Origin of the sequence: Acinetobacter sp. ANC 4779 (assembly GCF_004331055.1) — a bacterium.
In the GTDB taxonomy this organism is placed as follows: domain Bacteria; phylum Pseudomonadota; class Gammaproteobacteria; order Pseudomonadales; family Moraxellaceae; genus Acinetobacter.
The window spans coordinates 210,409-231,350 of sequence record NZ_SJNU01000003.1 but is presented as its reverse complement, the minus strand read 5'-3'; the positions used below and the strand labels follow the sequence as shown (position 1 = coordinate 231,350).

Sequence of the window (20,942 nt, the reverse complement as noted above, 5' to 3'; positions counted from 1 at the left end):
GAATATCGGTGCAAAAATGTCTATTGTATTAGCAAATCATGACTAATTCATATACAGTTCTTCAGTAAAACCACCCTTTTACTTTTACACGTATAAGCTGAACAATCATGGCAACAATTGATTTACCTGATCATATCTTACAAGCACTTTCTACTGTACTCCAACAACTACAGCAAAATTTACCAGAACTGAAACAAGAAACCGACTTTTCAGCAACTGCTTATAAATGGCAAGACAAACAATTAAAAGCCATTCAACAGCCTAGAAAAATGTATTTGAATGATTTAAAAGGTATTGAAAGACAAAAAGAAAAAGTAATTCAAAACACCCTGCAATTTCTGAAGGGCTTGCCGGCTAACGATGTTTTACTTACCGGCTCACGTGGTACAGGTAAATCTTCTATTGTGCGCGCCCTACTTACTCAATATGAAGCAGAAGGTTTACGTTTAATTGAAATTGAACGTGATGATTTGTCTGACCTTCCTATCATACAGAAGCTGATTGAAAACCGTCCGGAAAAATTTATTGTCTATTGTGATGATTTAGCCTTCAACGCAGAAGATGAAAACTATCGCAGTTTAAAAAGTGTTCTAGATGGTTCATTACAATCCGGTTCAAGTAATTTTATTATTTATGCAACCAGTAACCGCCGCCATTTACTACCTGAGTTTATGCATGAAAACACCCCAATAACGCGTGTTGATGTGCCGCAATATACTGAGCTCCACCCGCAAGAAGCGATTGAAGAAAAAATTTCACTTTCTGATCGTTTTGGAATGTGGCTGTCATTTTATCCAATGGATCAAAATTTGTATTTAGAAATTGTTGAGCATTATTTATCAAAGGCCAATATGCCAATGGATGAGTTTACCCGTGCTGAAGCATTACGATGGTCTCAAGCTCGTGGACAGCGTTCGGGGCGTGCAGCCTATCAATTTTCAAAACACTGGATTGGTTCGCAAAAATTGGCATCGTTTTAAGTCATCACTATTTAGCCATTTTTAACCCCTTCATAAATACCGAAATAAAGATCTAAACTTCAGATCAAGATAACGTTTAATCTTTATTTCGGTCATTACACTTTGCAAAAAATTCTGGATTATTTATTCTTTTAGATCTTTCCTCAAAAGACTTGAATCAGTTTATTTGGACGATATAAACAACTGTTGCTATATTCATTGCAATTTTGACATATCAAAGTCCATCAAAATGCTTCAAACTCTGCAAAATCTCTTGAGAGTCACGAATACTGTTCATTATTCAGTGGACTCACACATTTTAAGGAATCTCCCCTATGACCAATAACGAACAAGATTCATTAACAGCCAAGCCTGATGGCAAACCATTTTCACGCAGCTTTGACTTTTCACTCGACTTTGAAAAAATTAATTTTAAAAAGCGTCCAGAATTATATCGAATTGGTCGTGGTGAAGACGGTGTTTTATTAGTTGAACCTTATACATCTGAAATTTCACCATTTTGGAAATTTGAAGATGAAGCTCAAGCTATTGAAAGTAGTACAAAGATTTTTGAATTATTTCAAGATTATTTAGAGAAAAATGATTTTGTTGGCGCAGACATGGCAAGAAAGTTTTTGCTGATGGGCTATACCCGTGCACGTCGCTATGCACACCATAAAAAAGGCAGCCAAAAAACTGGCCGAAAAAACAAAGGTGTTACCTCTACAGTTAAAGTAGAACTAAATGAGGCTATTACAGTCGAAAAACAGCCACGTAGCACCGAAGATCAGGTGAAAGCTGCTGTTGCGAAAATCTTTAAAGACAAGAGCGATCAAGCTAAGTTAAATCCGAAATATATCGAACTTAAAGAAAAATTCAATGAAATAATTCGCGAGGATTAATTGAGCGCCGTTATTTAACTATCAATGATGGTTAACAATTAAAGAGCAGTTTAAATTTAGAAACTGCTCTTTTTTCATTGTCTAAAATCATTTTTATCCATGTCACATTGCATGGCTTTGTTCTACAAATTAACGTTAACTGCCTATGTAACTTCTATGATTCAATCAACAAATAATTCTATCTATTTATTAGAATTGGTTATAATTCTATTCTTTTGATAGATTTTTCAAACATAAGTTTACGAAAGCATTCTGCTGTTATATTGAATTAAGCATGATGAATAAGAAGTTTTATGGATCGAAGCTTATAAATTAAAAATACTTGTTTATTGAAAATGTGCAAAGGAAACTAAAGCTGCCCCTGCTTTTTTTGAGCAAGGTACGATAAAGCCGAGATAAATAACGCCTATCTAATATTAAAAGACCAATTCAATCATTTTATGGAAAAAATAGCCAAAATTGATTTGATAAAGATTTTAGGTTTTAAACTTGATTTGATGTTTATGCTCATACATCTTTTTATCGGCCTCAACAGCCGCCTTAAAGAGTCCTTGAGAAGGATGACGCATGGCAACTCCGATCGCTGCGCATATTTTTGCTTGTGCCAAAGCGTCCATAATACGATTTAAAAGTTGGTTTGCACCCATCTCATCATTTTCTACACTTAGAATTACAAACTCATCACCCCCAAAGCGCGCCACAATATCTTTGCGGCGTACAGTGTCAAGCAATACATGGGCAGCCTGCTGAATCAAGTCATCCCCTTTATGATGTCCTAATTTATCGTTCACTTTTTTTAAATCATTCAGGTCGATAAAAAAAACTGCAGCGGGATGGCCATAACGTTTACAACGTTCTTCTTCTGCAGTAACTAACCGCTCCCAAGCTCGACGGTTATAAAGTCCTGTTAATCCATCTCTTAAAGCTTCCGCTTCTAAGCGCTCATGCTGGCGAATTTGTTCATTTTGACGCAATTCAGCTTGCAGAATATTACTTAACAAGTTACCGAATAATTCTATTAATTCGACCTCCTGAATAATGGCTTCGGATTGTATTTCCGGGTCAATGGCACAAAGCGTCCCAAACAGACTTCCATCTTCATTAAACAGAGGCTGACCAATATAGGACTTGATACTGACTTGTTCATTGATGGGCGCAGTTGCATATAAAGGAATATCTTCTGAACGAGGCGCAATTTTAGGCCCCTTGCCAGCAACCATATGAAAGCAAAAAGAATTAGCCCACTCGAATACCTGTCCAGGTTTAACGTTATAGCCGTGATCCTCACTTTGGAGCACAATCCAGTCTTTAGCTTCTACTCGGGTAATCATCCATAAGTTAAATCCAAAGCGTTGGTAGAGATACTGCAACACTGCTTTTCCCGCTTCCTGAAAACTTCCGAGATTTTTATGATCCATTAGAGTAGGCCTATTTTTACGATCGCGAAATAATAAATTTTCATGATGTAATTTGAAAAATTTTTCCAAAATTCAGTAAAACCTATCCTGAATATAATATCTGATATAGGCATGGATCTATGCAATTATTTTTTGCAAAATCAGTTCTCATTAAAATAAAAAAGAGACTTCAGCCTCTTTTTTTAAATCTTGAAATTTCACTCATTAAGCTTCATTTGGATTTGAAAGCTCTGTCATCGGCCAACGTGGGGTGGTCGTAACCGCCAAACCCTCACATTGCCCAGCTTTTAAACGCTGATAACCTGCAAAAGCGATCATTGCACCATTGTCAGTACATAAAGCAGGTTCTGCATAATAGACTTGCGCCTGAATTTTCGCTAAATCTGCTTCCAGGCGTTCACGTAAACGTTTATTCGCGCTAACACCTCCTGCGATTACCAAACGTTTTAACCCTGTCTGTTTCAGTGCTTTAACCGATTTTTTCACCAAGGTATCCACCAAGGCTTCTTGGAATGATGCTGCAATATCCGCTTCACGGTTTTGACCTTCGACTTTTTTCAATTGGATTGAAACCGCAGTTTTTAAACCACTAAAAGAAAAGTTCAGACCTTGATGCAACATTGGACGCGGGAAATCAAAGGCTGTTGCGCTACCTTGCAGTGCCAATTTTGAAATATTGGGTCCGCCCGGATAGGCCAAGCCCATCATTTTCGCGACTTTATCAAAAGCCTCACCCGCTGCATCATCAATCGATTCGCCAAGCAATTCATATTGACCAATACCGTGCGCTGCCATGAGCTGGGTATGACCACCTGAGACCAATAAAGCGACAAACGGAAATTCTGGTGGTGTAGCAGATAATAAAGGCGCAAGCATATGGCCTTCCATATGATGCACACCAATGGCCGGTTTATTTAAGGCAAATGCCAAAGTACGCCCGAATAATGCACCCGTCATTAATGCACCCATCAAGCCTGGACCACGCGTATATGCAATAGCATCAATCTCTGATTTCTCAATATTACTTTGTTCAAGCAATTGATTAATTAAAGGAATTAATTTTCGAACATGGTCACGTGAAGCCAGTTCCGGCACAACCCCACCATATTCTGCATGCAGTTTAATCTGACTATATAACACCTGTCCTATCAAGCCGACTTCACTGTCATAGAGTGCTAACCCAGTTTCATCACAAGAAGTTTCTAAGCCAAGAACGATCATTAAACTGCCTTTTACCCGTATCTAAATATTGCTAAAGCTATTATAGACTTGTGGTATGAGATGTAAATGAGTAAAATACTGTCCTTCACTTGTGATCTAAGGCAATCGTGCCTAGATCTTATCCATAACTTATGAGGATTCTTCATGCCACAAGTTAAATTGAAAGAAGGCGAACCAGTAGACGTAGCTATCCGTCGTTTCAAACGTTCATGCGAAAAAGCTGGTGTTTTAGCGGACGTTCGTAAACGCGAATTCTACGAAAAACCAACTCAAGAACGTAAACGTAAAAAAGCTGCTGCAGTTAAACGCTATCAAAAGAAATTGACGCGTGAATCTGTACGTACTACTCGCCTTTACTAATTAATTTGTGATTGACTGCCTGGACAAGATAAATGACTACTTTAAAAAACCAAATAACCGATGTTTTGAAAGCAACTATGCGTGCCAAAGAAATGTCAAAGTTAACGGTAATACGTGGTCTTCAGGCGGCAATTAAGCAAATCGAAATCGATGAGCGTAAAGAGCTTGACGATGTTCAAGTTCTTGCGGTCATTGAAAAGCAAATTAAACAACGTAAAGATTCGATTAAAGCCTTTGAAGGCGCTAATCGACAAGACTTAGCTAGTAAAGAACAAGCCGAACTTGAGATTTTATCTCAATTTCTACCAGCAGCTATGACTGAGGAAGAGCTTGATTCTATCATTGCGCAGACTATTTCTGCTCAAGAAGCTACTAGCATGAAAGATATGGGTAAGGTGATGAATTCTCTGCGTCCGCTCATAGCCGGGCGCGCCGATCCTGCACAAGTTTCTGCTAAAATTAAAGCTAAACTTGCATAATCCTACTTCTATATAATTCTTGACTTAACGTTGAACTGCCTTCATTTAAAGACAGTTCAAGCGTATCCCCTTCTTATTACAGATCACACTGAATATTATATTTTTTCAAAATCAGCATTTCTTTTGATAACATCACTTGATGAATTACATCCTGCTTGGTTATCTGTCTAAATTTACGATCTAAAGAATCCCGGTTTCGATCTGCCGCTTGATATAACTGTTCCACATAATTACCCACAATTCCGCAGAATTGAACGTGCTGTTGGGGTGTGAAACTGGTTTGCTGAGCATCTAGGCTACTGAAAAAATTTCTGGTGTCCTGCTTATACTGTTCAGAAATTTTTTCTACCGATAATACATATTGCTCAACACCTGCCAAGACAACACTTGATGCCGTGCACCCAATTAGAAAACAAGAAAATAATATTTTTTTCATCATTTAATCAATCTTGTTAATCGTTAGAAATATAAATACGGCTCAATATTATCATATGCTTAGCTTTTATAAGGGTAGATTTTATTCATCAATATGTAGAAAAGATGGCTGATATTGAATATAAGCCTGCTCAATGGGTGCCGGTAATTCACCAGTAGTGACCGTTCCCAAGCGTAAGCGGATAATTTCAGGCAAATCTACCCGATAAGAATAAATTGGACTACCGCATTCCTGGCAAAAAACACGTGCCTTATTCGGGCTATGAAAATATTCTTTTAGAAATTTAATCCCACTACTAATTTCAAATTTTGATTTTTGCAAAGCACTGTTCCAGCCAAAGATTGAACCTTGAGCCATTTGACAGTCTTTACAGTAACATATGATGGTTTTTTCAACTTCACCATGATATCGATACTTCACCATTCCACATAAACATTGACCTTCTATCACGCTTAACTCCTTATTTTTATTATTCAAAATGTAAAATAATGAATTTAATTTAAATTTTTAACTGTCGCTCTTTTTGCATTTCATTAATTCGTATTTTTAATTTTGCCGACAAGACTTCATTATTTTTAACCAAGCGCTGTGCATGCAATAACGACTTAATCGCATTTTCTTCCCAACCCGACCAATATTCTACTTCTGCGCGATAACGCAGGACATTGACCGTTCTAAATGGGGATTGCTGGTCAATATTTGCAGTTTGTTGCATCAAGCGCCAAGCCTGAATATCCCGAGGATTCTTATTGGTAAAACGCTGAACTAAGCTCTGTGCTTGAGCAGCCTGTTTTTGACGAATCAATACTTCCGCCAATTTAAAAGCCAAAGCCCGATTTTCGGGCATAATTCGTGCGGCAGACTGAATCGCTTTATAGGCTTCATCGGTTTTATTTTGCCCCAAATAGATATCAGTTTGAATGAGCACCAGCAAATTATTTAAGCGCTGCTGTGCCTTGGCCTGATCTAAAACTTGCTGGGCTAAAACATAGTCGCCTTGTTTGAGATAAAAAGCGGATAGCGCCAACTGTCCTGCAAAATTTTTACGATTGGCTAAAATTTGTAATTGTTGTTCGGTGGCTTGATTCGAAATTACCCTGCTGTACCATTTCAGTATTTCAAAATCTTCATCATGTAAACTTGATTTTACTTTTGGGAATTGATTGGCTCTTAAACGTGCTTCACTCATCCGTTCTGTACTGAGTGGGTGGGTTAACCAAAAATCCGGCAAAAAACTGACTTTACTGGTTGCCCGATCCATAACCTCAAAAAAATCAGCCATACTTTGCGGATTATATCCGGCGGTATACATGTATTGCATCCCAATACGGTCTGCTTCACGTTCCTGGTTACGACTGTAATTCAACTGCTTGTCCATTAATGCAGCTTGCGAGCCCAACATCACTGCTGTACCTACATCTCCATCCGCTTGTGAAGCCACCAACGCTCCAACCAAAAGCCCAGCAAGTGTCAGAAAACCTTGTCCCTTAAATGCCTCTTGTGAGCGACTGTAATGACGTTGTGATACATGGGCAACCTCATGCGCCATTACTCCCGCCACTTCATCCATATTTCGTGCAGAGGTCACCATCCCTGTATTAATGGCAAATAATCCACCGGGAACAGCAAAAGCGTTAATTTGAGGGTCATTGATAATGACTAAACCAATAGGTTGCCCAAACTGGGTTTGACTTAAAATATGGGAAAATACACTGACCAATTGATCTTCCAACCATGGATTTTGCAGCACAGGCATTTGTTTTTGAACTTCGCGAAATACTTTTTCGCCAATCATTTTTTCTTTTTGTTGATCAATTAAACCGACTCCAGCGCCGATTTCAGGAATATTAAACTGTGGCGTTGAATTCACATTCGCACTGTGCGTCGGCCCCATGATTGAGACTAAACCAATACTGCAAGCCAATAAAAACCGTTTCAATGTTATATTCTCAAACTGCTTTTTCTCAATTTATCCGACTATAACATTGAAAATTGGAGGGATTTGCAATGAAGTGTTATCAATTTTTAAGAAAATGAAGCATTCACCACATAAGGCGGTGTTCGCCCTTCAAGCGCATCGACCAAATTACGATAAGCCAGTTCAGCCATTTTTTTGCGTGTTTCTGCAGTCGCAGAACCGACATGTGGCAAAGTTACCACATTATCTAAATTTAAAAGCTCTGATTCCTGTAAAGGCTCTTTTGCATAAACATCTAACCCAGCAGCAAAAATCTTGCCTGCTTTTAAGGTCTCAATTAATGCCTGTTCATCTACCACAGAACCACGGGCAATATTCACAAACACAGCATGCGGCTGCATTTGATCAAACTCAGGCTGACCGATCAAGGCTTTAGATTCTGGATTTAAATCGACAGCGAGCACTACAAAATCTGATTGTTGTAACAATTCATCTAAACCGCAATATCGTGCGTTTAAAGGCTGTGCCAATTCCAACTTTTCACGGCGATTATGATAAAGAATATTCATATTAAAGCCATAAAAGCCACGACGCGCGACAGCAGCACCAATATTGCCTAAACCAATAATGCCTAAAGTTTTACCAAATATATCGCGTCCAAATTGTGCTTCAGCTGCGGTACGTTTCCATTGTCCTTGCTTGGTCCATTGATCCAAATAAGGCACTTTACGCGCAGCACTCATCAGCAAGGTAAAAGCCAAATCGGCTGTGGTTTCCGTAAGCACATGAGGCGTGTTAGATAACCAGATTTTTCTCTGATTTAAATAAGCAAGATCGTAGTTGTCATAGCCTACACTAACACTGGAAATAATTTTAAGTTGTTGTGCATTGGCCAAATTACTTTCATTCAGCAGGCGCCCTGCACCAATCATGGCATCTGCATCTTTAACCTGTTCGCGGATCTGCTGATTAACATCCCCCAGTTTTGGATTAATGACTTCCACCTGATATTGAGCTTGTAAACGCTGCAGCACATCTGCATCTAACTGACTAAAAACAACAACTTTCTTGTTCATGTAGCATCCGGGTTTTGGTTGGTTTTTTGCATAAATTGCCATAAGCGTTTTTTTAATAATGGCTGGTCCAGCATCTCTTGCAAACCAGCCAGATGAATACTTTTTGAATGATTAAAATAAGGGAATTGCCCTAAAAAAATAATATTCTTATCCGTACTAATGGCATCTATAAAACCTTGTACATAACTTTCTGCACCGCGCCCATCCTGGAAATTTATTAAAGGGAATGGCCACTGTAATTCATAATATTCCGCTTGAACGGCTTGCTGAATATTATTCCACAATTGCTGTTGTTCAGTGCTCAGTTCAGTCGCATCAATCACGATGACACAATGTGGCAAACCAAAAGCCTGCAATTGAAAAGCCGCTATGTGAAGTGCTGGTCGCTCTTCAATCACTTGAGACACAACTTCAGCTTGAACTTCTTTAACAACAAGCGGTGGCGTTGGGAGTTGTTCTGGTCGATCAAGCGTTTTAAGCAGTTCAATCTTTGGAGGTGGAGCTAGGGGGATTTGAGCTTTCGCAACCACAATTTCGGTCAGATATTCAGGTGCAGCCTGATCTCGCCAAATGGATGAGGATGGCATATTTTGGCACACAGCACCCTGAGGAACCCAGATATCGATTCCTAATGTTGCCAGTATGTCACGCTGATGCCCTATCATCTTTTTCATCACCCATTGAATGCTTGGTATTCTAACGAGATTAGTTGCCTTTTGCTGATCTTTTCTCAAAGATTAGTTTAATCATCACCCATCTATAATTTTATCTCATCCAGCTTATACAATTATTAAACTATTTTTTTTCTGCATTTGCTCAACCATTTCATTCGTTTCGAAACCCAAACGCCAATACAGCAATTGCAAAACATCCAGTTCATCTTGGGTGATAATACGATCATTCCACAAACATAATTCAGCAATGCCTAAAATACTTAAACGGTCACGCAGTAGTAAGCCTGCAATATCATTTAAGATTTCTGCCAGATCAATCGGCTCATCAGAAATCTCGGTATACATTTCTAGTTCTTTTGCGGTTAATACACGCTTGAGAATCTTTTCACGTACATCCAGCTGATTCAGGCTATTGATTTGCTGCACATGCAATAAGGCATCAATCAAACGCACAATATGCGGTTTCACTTCTTCTAATGACGTTGGTGTATGTAATGGCAGAAGATTGAGTTCAAATTTCACATATTCAAGTAGCAAGGCATCTAGCAGACCAATTTCACCATCTTCTTGAATAATACGTGCCAATTTCATTAAAAACTGCCGCGCAATGGTGGCAGGCATTGCTCCAATATTTTTACAGGCGTCATAGAAAATAGAGATATGGACTCGACCATCTAAATTCAACAATGAATCCACAATCGCCCGACTGACTTCAGCATCTGCAGGGATAAATTCACGATATTGTCGAATCATTAAAATCGACACCATCACTTCTCGCGAACCTGTCGCCGTCTGTAAGGCACGCTGGATTAACTCAGGGCGTCGTATATTATTTCGGAGTGCCGGATTTAAAGGCTTAATCGCGTCATTGATTGCAAAACTAATCGGTGATAAACGCAACAGTGGAAGCGGTTGTGGGGAACTCCACGGTGAATATATTTCACTATTCATTTCATCCAGTGACCGGAACAAACTAAACAGCGGCTGATTACGTAGTTTTTTTAAATTTTCGAGCTGTAAATCCTGCACCAATCCTGGGTTCATTTCATAAATACGCTGCTCAATGCTCGGATGGATATTCATCCAGTTTTGCGGACTTAAAGAATTAGCAAAACACATATGAGAAATGGATTCCGCATATTCACTGTGAATTTGCGAGCCGGAATGATGGACATAAATTCTTAATAAGGTTTGTACATTGGCATCGTTTTGAATCAGACGTTTGGTTTTTTGATCATTTTTATATGTTCGCCCACCCAATGAAATATATTTAATAAATCGTGCAATCAAAACACCGAGACTTCCAATCAGCCAAATTACCCCACCCATCGCAACAAAAAAAGTTGCGAATTTATGCGTATGTGCTTGACCATGCTTGGTAAAACCCAGCTTGGCAATTTTACTGCCCCACTGGCTAAAAGTGGTCAGACTACTGTAGAGAATCTTTAGACGGGTATTTTCGGCCGTTTCACCGGATAAAATTTTATTAAACTCATGACTTAACAAGCCATAAAGTTCCAGTTCATCTAAATTTTGCAATGCCCCCCAAGTCAAAATAATGACAATATCACTTGGATAAAAACCTGCCGTAAGTGCATTCACCCCCACTTCATCGGGCAGTACATAGACTGCGGGAGTATCAATTAAAAAGGTTTCGGCAAGTTGCTGGGTTATTCTTAAGGCAACACTTTCTTCAGGAATACTTTCGATTAAGCTTAATCGACGCGCACCCAACTGCTTTGTCAGCGAATGCCCCCCAGAACGAAAGACATAGAATTCATACAACACAGAAATCGTCATCAGGCTCAGCAAGAGCGCAATGAGATAAGGGCTTAATACATGCCAAAAAACAGACTGGGTAGGATCAAGATAAAATACCCACAAGCCCGTGATCGTATTTAAAATGAATAGTGTGAGCAATACCGCAAGTACACAAACACTTGCAGACCAAACCATATTTTTGTTTTGAATAAAAGAATAACCTGCACTCTTCAATGTGAAGATCCTTTATTACAGTGTATTTTGTTTAAACATCATAAATTAAAAAAGCGGGAAATTCCCGCTTTTCATAGAATTAAGAAGAATTTTTTATTCTTCTTTCACTCCAGTAAGGTCCACCGATGCAGCATCAATATTGACATCAATATAACCACTGACAGCTTTTTTTGCAGAATCATTGCGTTTACGCTCAAGCTCATCGAGATAAGCTGCATCAATTCCGCCTGCCACATACACACCATCAAAAACTGAACAATCAAATTCTTGTAATGCAGGTACTTTACTGGTGCGAACAGCACCTTTTAAATCTTCCAAATCCTGGAAAATCAAACGGTCAGCACCAATAATTTCACGAATTTCTTCAACACTACGACCGGATGCAATCAGCTCATCTTTCGCAGGCATATCAATACCGTACACGTTTGGATATTTCACCATCGGTGCAGCGGAAGCAAAGAACACTTTCTTCGCACCGGCATCGCGTGCCATTTGAATAATTTCGTTACAGGTTGTACCGCGAACAATCGAGTCATCCACCAGTAAAACATTTTTGCCTTTAAACTCAAGCTCAACCGGGTTCAATTTTTGACGAACTGATTTTTCACGTTGTTGCTGACCCGGCATAATGAAGGTACGTCCGATATAACGGTTCTTCATAAAGCCTTCACGGAATTTAACGCCCAAGATATTGGCAAGCTCTAAAGCTGAAGTACGTGATGTATCTGGAATTGGTATCACCACATCAATATCGTGTTCTTCGCCCCACTCACGTGAAATTTTATAGGCAAGTTTTTCACCCATTTTTAAACGTGCTTTATAGACTGAAATGCCATCTATGATTGCGTCTGGACGTGCAAAATACACATATTCAAAGATACAAGGACGATATTCAGGATTTTCTGCACATTGCTTGGTAAACATTTCGCCTTCTGAAGTAATGAAAATTGCTTCACCCGGCTCAATATCACGTTCAACTTTAAAGCCCAAAGCAGTAATGGCGACTGATTCAGAAGCAATAATATATTCCATGCCTTTTTCAGTTTCACGCGAACCATAAATCAGTGGACGAATACCGTTTGGATCACGGAAGCCCACCAAACCATGTCCGGTGATCATTGCCACAACGCCATAAGCACCTTTACAGCGCTCATGTACCCGTGTAACCACCTGAAAAATATCTTCTGCAGCAGGATTCAACTTGCCATTTTTTTGCATTTCATGCGCAAAAACGTTTAGAAGCACTTCAGAATCTGAATCAGTATTCATATGACGAAGATCTGTTTTAAACAAATCATCGTGAATTTCTTCAGCGTTGGTCAAGTTACCGTTATGCGCCAAGGTAATCCCATAAGGCGAATTCACATAAAACGGCTGTGCTTCTGCACTGCTTGATGAACCTGCTGTTGGATAACGCACATGACCAATACCGTAATTACCTAGCAGTGCACGCATGTGACGCGTATGAAAGACATCTCGTACCATACCGTTGTCTTTACGCAGGAACAAACGCCCTTCATGACAAGTTACTATTCCGGCTGCATCCTGACCACGATGCTGTAACATCGTTAATGCATCAAACAACATTTGGTTAACAGGTGATTTACCAGCTATACCAACTACTCCACACATAGCAACCTCGCAAACAAGCTAGGATTAATAAAAAGGATTATTCGTTGATTCATCTGTACGCGCTGCATGTTTCTGCGTTTTATCAGACGATGAGTCGGAAGATGTCGGCGCACCTTCATCGGACTTGATATGATTGAGCGCTCCATGCGCGGCTTCTTTGGAAAGCTCGGCGGCCCATGGTGCATAAGGGATAAGAAGTTGTACAAATTTAGACTGTTTCCAGTGTGGAGAACTTTCCACCCAAGGACCAATGCCCTGCATGGTAACAAGTACAATCATTAAACCCTTTAAAGAGCCAAAAGCGCCACCTGCCAGTCTGTTGAGCGGGCCCAGTTTTAGACTCTTTAATATCTTGTTGAGGAATGCAGTAATAATCCAGGTTAATACCACCATGACCAATACAATAAATGCAAAAGCTGCAATTTTTTGTACCACAGGATCTGCACTGAGTGAGACCATCGAAGGTGCCAGGATGGTTGCATATTTTGCACCGATGATGAGTGCAAAAATCCATCCTACCAAGTTCGCAAAGGCTGAAATCAATCCTTTTCGCAAACCGTTAAGCCCTCCAATGAGCAAAATAATCAGTATGAAGATATCCAGTGTATTCATGGAGTATTTAGCACATCAACACACTCTTTAACCAGTGTTGGACCTGTATATATGAGGCCGCTATAGATTTGTACAAGGCTTGCACCTGCAGCTTGTTTTGCAACTGCCTGCTCACCTGACAAAATACCGCCAACCCCAATCAATGGAATTTGACCTTTTAATGCTTTTGAAAATGCTGCAAGACAAGCGGTACTTTTTTCAAACACCGGTGCGCCCGACAAGCCACCCGCTTCATTACCGTGCTTGAGATTTTCCACGCCTTCACGTGACAAAGTCGTATTCGTCACAATCAAACCATCAATTTTAAACTGGATCAATTGCTTTGCAATAAATTCGATATCTTCGACAGTTAAATCTGGCGCAACTTTAAGCACCAAAGGAACATAATGCTGATGTTCTTCGGCCAGTTCAAGCTGACGCTTTCTTAATGTTTCCAGCAATTCTGTCAGCGCATCACCGCTTTGCAAGCTGCGTAAATTTTTGGTATTCGGCGATGAAATATTGACCGTCACATAAGAGGCATAGTTATAAACTTTTTCCAGACAAATCAGATAATCATCGACTGCATTTTCAACAGGAGTATCGGCGTTTTTACCAATATTAATCCCCAAAATGCCTTTGAATTTTGCCGCTTTGACATTTTCAATCAGTTTGTCTACGCCATCATTATTAAAACCCATTCGGTTAATAATGGCTTTGGCTTCAGGCAAACGGAATAAACGGGGATGAGGATTACCCGCCTGTGGTCGCGGGGTAATGGTTCCAATTTCAATAAAACCAAAGCCCAGTCCAGCCAGGGCATCAATATAAGCGCCATTTTTGTCTAAACCAGCAGCCAAACCTACCGGATTGGGAAATTGAATCCCCATACAAGTCACTGGTTTAGAGGCAATGCTTTGACGCATCATGCCCATGCGATGAGCTGATTTCAATAACGATAGTGTCAGCTCATGTGCACGCTCTGGTGCTAAAGAAAACAACAAAGGGCGGGCAAGAGAATACAACATATCTGTAAAAGTCTACTGCTTTTTAAGTCGCCATATTATAGGCATAGCCCATGGAAAACGCCATGCTTAGCGGATCTTTATTTTTACCTATTATTGCACTGTCGCTGTTAATTTAATCTGACCTGCCTCGGAAATGAATTCTATTTTTTCAAGACTTAGTCCCATTTGCGCGAGTTGGGTTAAAAAATTTGCCAAAATGGCATAATTTTCATGGGCTGCCACAATTTGAATTTGTTCACCCACTTGCTGTGATGCAACCGATAACCCTTGCTGCTGGGCAACACGTTGCACTTTATCTGCTGCGGTTAACTGCAAATCATCTGCAGGTTTCATGGTCACTGCATTACTTTGCATCCACACCATCATGTCTTTTAAATCATTAACTCGGTTTTGCTGCTTGTTTGCTGCTGCATGCATAAACCAAAGTGCTGAACCCATCGCTATAACAACAACAAAAATAGTGGTAAAAATTACCATATAGCGTTCACGTACAGACAGCCGGTCTAAATAATCGGTAATTCTCTCGATGGATTGATCAATCGAGCTTTGCAGTTTTTCTGATGTATTCATTATTGTATTTTCACCAATCCAATTGCACCCGTGCCATTCGGCTGAATATTGCCTAATTCAACTTTAAACCCTTGCTGATTCAGTTGTTGCGTTAAAGTTTGCAATGCCGTAGCAGAATTGGCTTTCAGTTCCATATTTAAAACTGAAGCATCGTAGTTGATACGCTTCGCCACAATTTGATTCTGCATTAAAACCGGCCCCACCCGACTGAGTAATTGCAAAGCTTGAGTATTGGCACTTTTATTCAAACGCACATGACTTTCAAACTGGCTTTTTAAATTCTGCTCGGTGACACGACTACTCTGTCCAAACCAGTATTTATATTGATCGATCGCTTGTAGCGCGGTCTGATCTGCCACTTTTCTATACTTATACCAGCGTGTTGCATCATAGCTAAACTGCACTATCAAAGCAGCGACCAACACGGCAGCACAGGCTTTCCAATACCCTGCAACACCAGTGCTGTTTTTCGCTTTCGGCAAGATATTAAAAGGATGAGCTTTGGCTTTTTTTAAGACGGGCAATACATAATGAAAAGATTCTGTCTGCTCATGCGTGACCATCGCTTCAAGGCTTTGCATTTGCTCAGCACTAAAATTACTAATTTTATAACGTTGTCCTGGCGGCTGATAATCTAAAAATAAGGCTAAGTCATCAACCGAATTTCCCAGAAATTCATTTTCACGTACTAGCAAGCGCCCAGATATATTAGCTATAACAGTTTGACCTGCTTCAGGAATAGGTAAAATCAGAAAATCAGGCAACAAGCAAATGACTTTAACCGGAATCAAGCTTAAAGCATGATTTAGCATTTCTACTGTGCTATTGGCTACACCCAAAATGAACAACTGATCTGGATTTTGAAAATGATGTAAAACTTTCATTGCATCAATGGGTAAAACCACAAACTCTTCTAAAAGATACTTGACCCCATCCACACCCAATTTTTTATATTGTGATTTGGCTAAAGTCTGATGCAGCATTTGCGTATCACGGCTTGGAAAAAACACGACGGCTTCTTCCCCATGATAAGCTTGAGTTTCTTGAATCAAATGTTCAAGACTAGAGACTGGATACCAGTTCTCTCCAGTCGACCATTGCCAAACCCCATTGGCTTCAGGCATCCATAAATACAACATTAATGTTTTTCTGCCGTTTTAATTAATATTTTATGTGTTTGGAATAAAGCTTTTTAATTGTGTTGATAAGCCAGCCGCAATCACTGCTTGCTCATATATCCGCGCCTCAGCCAGAGCATAAGGATTGAACGGCTCGGATGTCAATAGTGAGGAAATATGCGCCACCACATTCATATGACACACCACCACAATTGATTCATAAGGTAACTGGGACAACCACTCAACTGCAGATTTTGCATCATCTTCAGGTTTAATCTTATTACACACCAACACAGGCACATCATTAAAATAATGTTGCAGATAGGCTAAAGTTTCTTGAGCACGTAATAAAGGACTCACCACCAATACATCGGGTTTAATCATGTCCTTTAAATATTCTGCAGCTTGTTGTGCCTGCTTATGCCCTCGTTTAGTTAATGGACGTTTGTCATCATTTCCATTGACCGCAGCAGAAGCTTCACCATGACGGACTAAAGTGAGTTGCATAAAATTTCCTTATTCTCAATCTGCAGCAATTATAACCCAGCTTTATGACAGCGCTTATTCATTCAAATATTTTAAAATTATACTTCATGATGGGGCAAAACGAATTCCACATCACTGCGATGTCCATTTTTCATCAGTGAAAGTGCAATGCTTAAAGGTGGTGCGCCTTCAAAAATTACATCATATAAAGCACTGGTAATAGGCATGTAAACATCCAGTTCTTCTGAACGGCTGCGTACCTGAATAATAGTATTAATCCCTTCCGCCGTTTGACCCAATTCCTTGATTGCCTGATCCAAGCTCTTACCAGAACCCAATGCAAACCCGACTTGGTAGTTCCGGCTGAGTGGACTACTGCAGGTTGCAAATAAATCACCCACTCCAGACAGACCCAGAAAAGTCAGCGGATTTGCACCCAGTTTCACTGCAAAACGGCTCATTTCTGCCAATGCACGGGTCAAAATCATACTCTTGGTATTTTCACCCACGTTATAAGCGGCTGCCATCCCCATTGCGACGGCATAAATATTTTTTAAAGCACCACCAAGTTCCACACCATGCACATCGTCACTGGCAAAGACACGGAATAAAGCACTATGTAAGGCTTGCTGTACTGCATAACGCACCAGTTCAGACTCACTGGCGATCACTGTCCCTGCAGGCTGTCCTGCCATAATTTCTTTGGCCAGATTCGGCCCAGAAAGCACTCCATAAGGCACTTCAGGCAATTCTTCACGAATAATATCGCTCATAAAACTAAAGGTTTTAGCTTCAATACCTTTGGTTAAAGAGATAATGGCCTGTGAAGTAATAAAGGGTTTAATTTGTTTGAGCACATCACGAAAAGAATGGCTTGGAATCGCCACTAGAATAATGTCACGATTACAAATAGCCGTTTCTAAATCAGATACCGCTTTCAAACCGGGTTCCAAAGTAAAATCGGGTAAATATCGTTTATTGATATGGGTTTGATTAAGTTCTGCTGCAGCAACTTCATCACGAATCCAGATCATGGTCTCGCAACCATTACGTACTGCAGTATTTGCCATTGCAGTACCAAAGCTTCCCCCACCTAACACTGTTACGCGTAACGCCGTTTTTTGATTTAAGCATACAGGTTCAACTAGATCTGAAAATTTCAACTCTGACATTCTTTTTATATCTCGACTCAGTATTTAATGACTCAGTATTTAATGACTCAGTATTCTATAAAGTTATTTATTCCAATAACTCACATAATTTTGTGTATTTATTTCTGCACGTGCAGGAATTACTTTTGCTGCCGTTCCAATATAAATAATTCCAGAAATTAAATCATCTTCTGCAAGCCCTAAAGCCTGTTTAAATAAATTCGATTCAATCACGGCACCACTGCGCCACATACTTGAAAAACCCTGAACTTGTAATGACAACAAGAAATTTTGTATTGCCGCCCCGGTACTTAAGGTTTGTTCAAAATTGGGAACTTTTGGATGAGGCTGAAACTGGGTTAAGGCCAGAACCAAAAGTGGCGCACGAAATGGATGGTTTTTGACACGTTCCAACTGAACCGGATCAGTTTCACCCAAATCTGCCAAAGCTTTAGACAGCAACTCACCAAAAGCTTCACGTTGATCACCAGAAATAATCACAAAGCGAGTTGGCTTTAAACGGTGATGATCCGGTGCAGTAAGTGCCGCTTGAAAAGCTTTTTCCAACTGTGCTACATTCGGTGCAGGCTCGACTAAATGGCCAATCGACTGACGTTGATGAATATTCAAATGAACCATATCTACTGCTGAATCAGTCATTAACTTCTATATCTGTGTACTAAAATATTTCATCAAGATTAGCATATTCTTATTCAGATACTCTAGAGCAATTAGCCAATACCCTTCCCTCATTCTATCCTTGTCTATTTAGCAGTCACACTGGCACCATATAAAACTGCATATTTGATACAAGTCTTTCAAAATACATCCAAAAAGTTATGCTCAAATGTTTTTATTCTTTTTAAAACAAATCAGGGGAAAAAGATGAATAAAGTTTTTGCGCTCTCTTCCACAGTAGCGATTGCTCTTGCCTTAACCGCATGTGCATCTAATCCAACCACATCATTAGCCATTCAAAAACAAAATAACCAATATGAAGTGACCGGTGTAGGTAAGAGTAATCTCATTTCTAAAAATAATGCGATTACGGCTGCCAACAATGCTTGCGGCAAAAAAGCCACTCCAGTCGTGATGGATGAAAAAACTGAATACAACGGTGCTTTAAAAGGCGTTGTTGATGATAAAACAGGACAAATGATTCAAGCTGCAACCAGTGTTCTGGGTGCTTTAGCAGGAAAAAGTGCCAGCCTAGCTCGTGATGACGACTACCAAACAGTCCTAACATTTACTTGCCGAGCAAACTAAATTCTTAGAAAACCATTGTATTTCATCATATCCAGCAGATAATGATATTTTGAGTAACATAATAAAAAGCCGCTTTAAACAAGCGGCTTTTTATTTAACATTTTATTTAATAGCAAATTAACAATAACCTTCCATCCGGGTTAAAGGTAGTTTTTGACCAATGGCTTTTTCAATTTCTGGAAGGTAGAACGCATCATCTTCAGACAGGAAACTAATACTGACACCTTGTGCACCCGCACGACCGGTACGACCAATACGATGAACATAATCATCTGATTGTTCAGGCAAAGTAAAGTTTATAACATGTGAAACACCATCCACATGAATACCACGACCCGCAACATCGGTTGCAATCATAATATTATGTTGGCCATTTTTAAACTGATCGAGCATTTTGGTACGCTTGTCTTGTGCAATTTCACCTGACAACATCACAACCTTATAACCATCTCTTTTTAAATGATCATACAGTTTACGCACCTGGTCACGACGATTGGCAAAAATCATCACTTTTTCAATCGGTTCATCGCGTAAAATTTCTTGCAACAATTTATATTTATCTGTTTTTGCAACCATGTAAACGCGTTGCTCAACATCTGCATTGGTTTTCTTTTCTGGCTCAATCTCAACAGTCACTGGTTCAAACAACCATTGTTGTGCCAAATTTAAAACATCATAGCTAAAGGTTGCAGAGAACATAAGCGTTTGACGTTGTTCTTTACGCGGTGAATAACGCACAATTCGTTTTACAGATGGAATGAATCCCATATCCAGTAAACGGTCTGCCTCATCAATCACTAAAAATTCGATTTGATCCAGCCAAACTTCTTTTTGTTCAACAAAGTCAATTAAACGACCTGGTGTTGCCACAATAATATCGACAAACTGTTTATCGAGTTGTGCTTTTTGCTTATCAAAATCAACACCACCCAACAAGGTAACCACATGCAAATCGGTAAATTTGGTTAAGTCTTTAGCATCACTTTCAATTTGTAAAGCTAACTCACGGGTTGGAGCAAGAATGAGCGCACGTGCTTCACCACGAAAACGTTGTTCTTTAATCGGATTATTTAACAAGTCATTAATCACACTAATAAGGAAAGCGGCTGTCTTCCCCGTTCCTGTCTGTGCACGACCAATGGCATCATGTCCAGCCAAAGTAAATTTTAAAACCTTTTCCTGAATCGGTGTCATTTCTGTGAAACCTAAAGCATCAATCGCTTGTTTAAGTTTCGGATGTAAATTTAAGGTTTCAAAACCAGATGACATATAAATGTGCTCTAACTTAATAATCAGGAAAATTATAGCCTATTATAAACAAAAACGCCCCAAATTACATTGGGGCGTTCTCATGAATAATCAGGCGATTAGTCTAAAGGTTGTACTTCTTCAGCTTGGAAGCCTTTTTGACCTTTAACTACGCTGAATTCAACACGCTGGCCATCACGAAGTGAACGGTGACCGTCACCTTGGATAGCGCGGAAATGAACGAATACGTCATCGCCGCCGTTACGTTGAATAAAGCCGAAGCCTTTAGTGTCGTTGAACCATTTAACTACGCCTTGTTCACGAGCTGTCATAAGTTAATCCTCATTGTATTTAATAGAAGGACCACCCGGTGTTGCAAACAGCAGAGTAAACAAGGTTTAAAAATATTTATTA

The 20,942-nt window shown here is 39.7% G+C and carries 23 protein-coding genes; 5 read left to right on the top strand and 18 right to left on the bottom strand.

Annotated features, from left to right (window positions below; all coding sequences use genetic code 11):
- Positions 1-107: 107 nt before the first annotated feature.
- Positions 108-980: an ATP-binding protein gene (locus E0H80_RS05790; RefSeq protein ID WP_131363967.1), complete on the top strand. Its 873-nt coding sequence runs from the start codon at positions 108-110 to the stop codon at positions 978-980.
- A gap of 314 nt (positions 981-1,294) precedes the next feature.
- Complete coding sequence (locus E0H80_RS05785) at positions 1,295-1,861, top strand: DUF4385 domain-containing protein (RefSeq protein ID WP_131363965.1); 567 nt, start codon at positions 1,295-1,297, stop codon at positions 1,859-1,861.
- A gap of 476 nt (positions 1,862-2,337) precedes the next feature.
- Here the strand turns inward: E0H80_RS05785 and E0H80_RS05780 are convergent, their stop codons facing one another.
- The gene (locus tag E0H80_RS05780) at positions 2,338-3,279 is read right to left on the bottom strand and encodes a sensor domain-containing diguanylate cyclase (RefSeq protein ID WP_131363963.1); all 942 of its coding nucleotides are present in this window, start codon (positions 3,277-3,279) and stop codon (positions 2,338-2,340) included.
- Between the two features lie 204 nt (positions 3,280-3,483).
- Positions 3,484-4,500 (bottom strand): tRNA (adenosine(37)-N6)-threonylcarbamoyltransferase complex transferase subunit TsaD, encoded by a 1,017-nt coding sequence (gene tsaD, locus E0H80_RS05775; protein WP_131363961.1) that lies wholly within the window; start codon positions 4,498-4,500, stop codon positions 3,484-3,486.
- Between the two features lie 144 nt (positions 4,501-4,644).
- Between tsaD and rpsU the strand changes: the two genes are divergently transcribed.
- Both rpsU and E0H80_RS05765 read left to right on the top strand, forming a co-directional pair.
- Positions 4,645-4,860, top strand: coding sequence for a 30S ribosomal protein S21 (gene rpsU, locus E0H80_RS05770; RefSeq protein WP_004652785.1), 216 nt, complete (start codon positions 4,645-4,647; stop codon positions 4,858-4,860).
- A 32-nt stretch (positions 4,861-4,892) separates the two neighbouring features.
- A complete protein-coding gene (locus E0H80_RS05765; RefSeq protein WP_067864208.1) occupies positions 4,893-5,339 on the top strand; it encodes a GatB/YqeY domain-containing protein in 447 nt (148 codons plus the stop codon).
- Positions 5,340-5,415: 76 nt separating this feature from the next.
- On the opposite strand, the gene E0H80_RS05760 is transcribed toward E0H80_RS05765, so the two are convergent.
- From E0H80_RS05760 to E0H80_RS05695, 14 genes are all read right to left on the bottom strand, one after another.
- Positions 5,416-5,775: a hypothetical protein gene (locus tag E0H80_RS05760; protein ID WP_131363959.1), complete on the bottom strand. Its 360-nt coding sequence runs from the start codon at positions 5,773-5,775 to the stop codon at positions 5,416-5,418.
- An 81-nt stretch (positions 5,776-5,856) separates the two neighbouring features.
- Positions 5,857-6,225 carry a GFA family protein gene (locus E0H80_RS05755; RefSeq protein ID WP_131363957.1) on the bottom strand — a complete coding sequence of 123 codons (369 nt, stop codon included), beginning with the start codon at positions 6,223-6,225 and terminating at the stop codon, positions 5,857-5,859.
- Between the two features lie 49 nt (positions 6,226-6,274).
- Entirely contained in the window at positions 6,275-7,714 is a 1,440-nt protein-coding gene (locus E0H80_RS05750; RefSeq protein ID WP_131363955.1) for a M48 family metalloprotease, read from the bottom strand.
- Between the two features lie 86 nt (positions 7,715-7,800).
- Complete coding sequence (locus tag E0H80_RS05745) at positions 7,801-8,769, bottom strand: 2-hydroxyacid dehydrogenase (protein WP_131363953.1); 969 nt, start codon at positions 8,767-8,769, stop codon at positions 7,801-7,803.
- Positions 8,766-9,434, bottom strand: a complete 669-nt coding sequence (locus E0H80_RS05740; protein ID WP_131364053.1) for a hypothetical protein — start codon at positions 9,432-9,434, stop codon at positions 8,766-8,768. The genes E0H80_RS05745 and E0H80_RS05740 overlap by 4 nt, the downstream gene beginning before the upstream one ends.
- A gap of 114 nt (positions 9,435-9,548) precedes the next feature.
- Positions 9,549-11,399, bottom strand: coding sequence for a M48 family metalloprotease (locus E0H80_RS05735; protein ID WP_416224574.1), 1,851 nt, complete (start codon positions 11,397-11,399; stop codon positions 9,549-9,551).
- 132 nt (positions 11,400-11,531) lie between these two features.
- On the bottom strand, positions 11,532-13,070 hold the full coding sequence (gene purF, locus E0H80_RS05730; RefSeq protein ID WP_067864228.1) for an amidophosphoribosyltransferase: 1,539 nt from the start codon (positions 13,068-13,070) through the stop codon (positions 11,532-11,534).
- A 24-nt stretch (positions 13,071-13,094) separates the two neighbouring features.
- On the bottom strand, positions 13,095-13,682 hold the full coding sequence (locus E0H80_RS05725) for a CvpA family protein (RefSeq protein WP_131363949.1): 588 nt from the start codon (positions 13,680-13,682) through the stop codon (positions 13,095-13,097).
- Positions 13,679-14,689, bottom strand: coding sequence for a quinone-dependent dihydroorotate dehydrogenase (locus E0H80_RS05720; protein WP_067864234.1), 1,011 nt, complete (start codon positions 14,687-14,689; stop codon positions 13,679-13,681). Before E0H80_RS05720 ends, E0H80_RS05725 begins: the two co-directional genes overlap by 4 nt.
- 90 nt (positions 14,690-14,779) lie before the next feature.
- Positions 14,780-15,259, bottom strand: coding sequence for a type II secretion system protein GspM (locus E0H80_RS05715; protein ID WP_131363947.1), 480 nt, complete (start codon positions 15,257-15,259; stop codon positions 14,780-14,782).
- Positions 15,259-16,398: a type II secretion system protein GspL gene (gspL, locus tag E0H80_RS05710; RefSeq protein ID WP_131363945.1), complete on the bottom strand. Its 1,140-nt coding sequence runs from the start codon at positions 16,396-16,398 to the stop codon at positions 15,259-15,261. Before gspL ends, E0H80_RS05715 begins: the two co-directional genes overlap by 1 nt.
- 30 nt (positions 16,399-16,428) lie before the next feature.
- Entirely contained in the window at positions 16,429-16,884 is a 456-nt protein-coding gene (sixA, locus tag E0H80_RS05705; protein WP_131363943.1) for a phosphohistidine phosphatase SixA, read from the bottom strand.
- A 77-nt stretch (positions 16,885-16,961) separates the two neighbouring features.
- On the bottom strand, positions 16,962-18,035 hold the full coding sequence (locus E0H80_RS05700) for an NAD(P)H-dependent glycerol-3-phosphate dehydrogenase (RefSeq protein WP_131363941.1): 1,074 nt from the start codon (positions 18,033-18,035) through the stop codon (positions 16,962-16,964).
- 63 nt (positions 18,036-18,098) lie between these two features.
- Positions 18,099-18,674: a nitroreductase gene (locus E0H80_RS05695; RefSeq protein ID WP_131363939.1), complete on the bottom strand. Its 576-nt coding sequence runs from the start codon at positions 18,672-18,674 to the stop codon at positions 18,099-18,101.
- Positions 18,675-18,899: 225 nt separating this feature from the next.
- Here E0H80_RS05695 and E0H80_RS05690 point away from each other — a divergent pair, with 225 nt between their 5' ends.
- Complete coding sequence (locus tag E0H80_RS05690; protein ID WP_131363937.1) at positions 18,900-19,280, top strand: hypothetical protein; 381 nt, start codon at positions 18,900-18,902, stop codon at positions 19,278-19,280.
- 117 nt (positions 19,281-19,397) lie between these two features.
- Here the strand turns inward: E0H80_RS05690 and rhlB are convergent, their stop codons facing one another.
- Together rhlB and E0H80_RS05680 are read right to left on the bottom strand one after the other, a co-directional pair.
- On the bottom strand, positions 19,398-20,549 hold the full coding sequence (gene rhlB, locus E0H80_RS05685) for an ATP-dependent RNA helicase RhlB (RefSeq protein WP_131363935.1): 1,152 nt from the start codon (positions 20,547-20,549) through the stop codon (positions 19,398-19,400).
- A gap of 98 nt (positions 20,550-20,647) precedes the next feature.
- On the bottom strand, positions 20,648-20,860 hold the full coding sequence (locus E0H80_RS05680) for a cold-shock protein (RefSeq protein WP_004648643.1): 213 nt from the start codon (positions 20,858-20,860) through the stop codon (positions 20,648-20,650).
- Positions 20,861-20,942 lie beyond the last annotated feature (82 nt).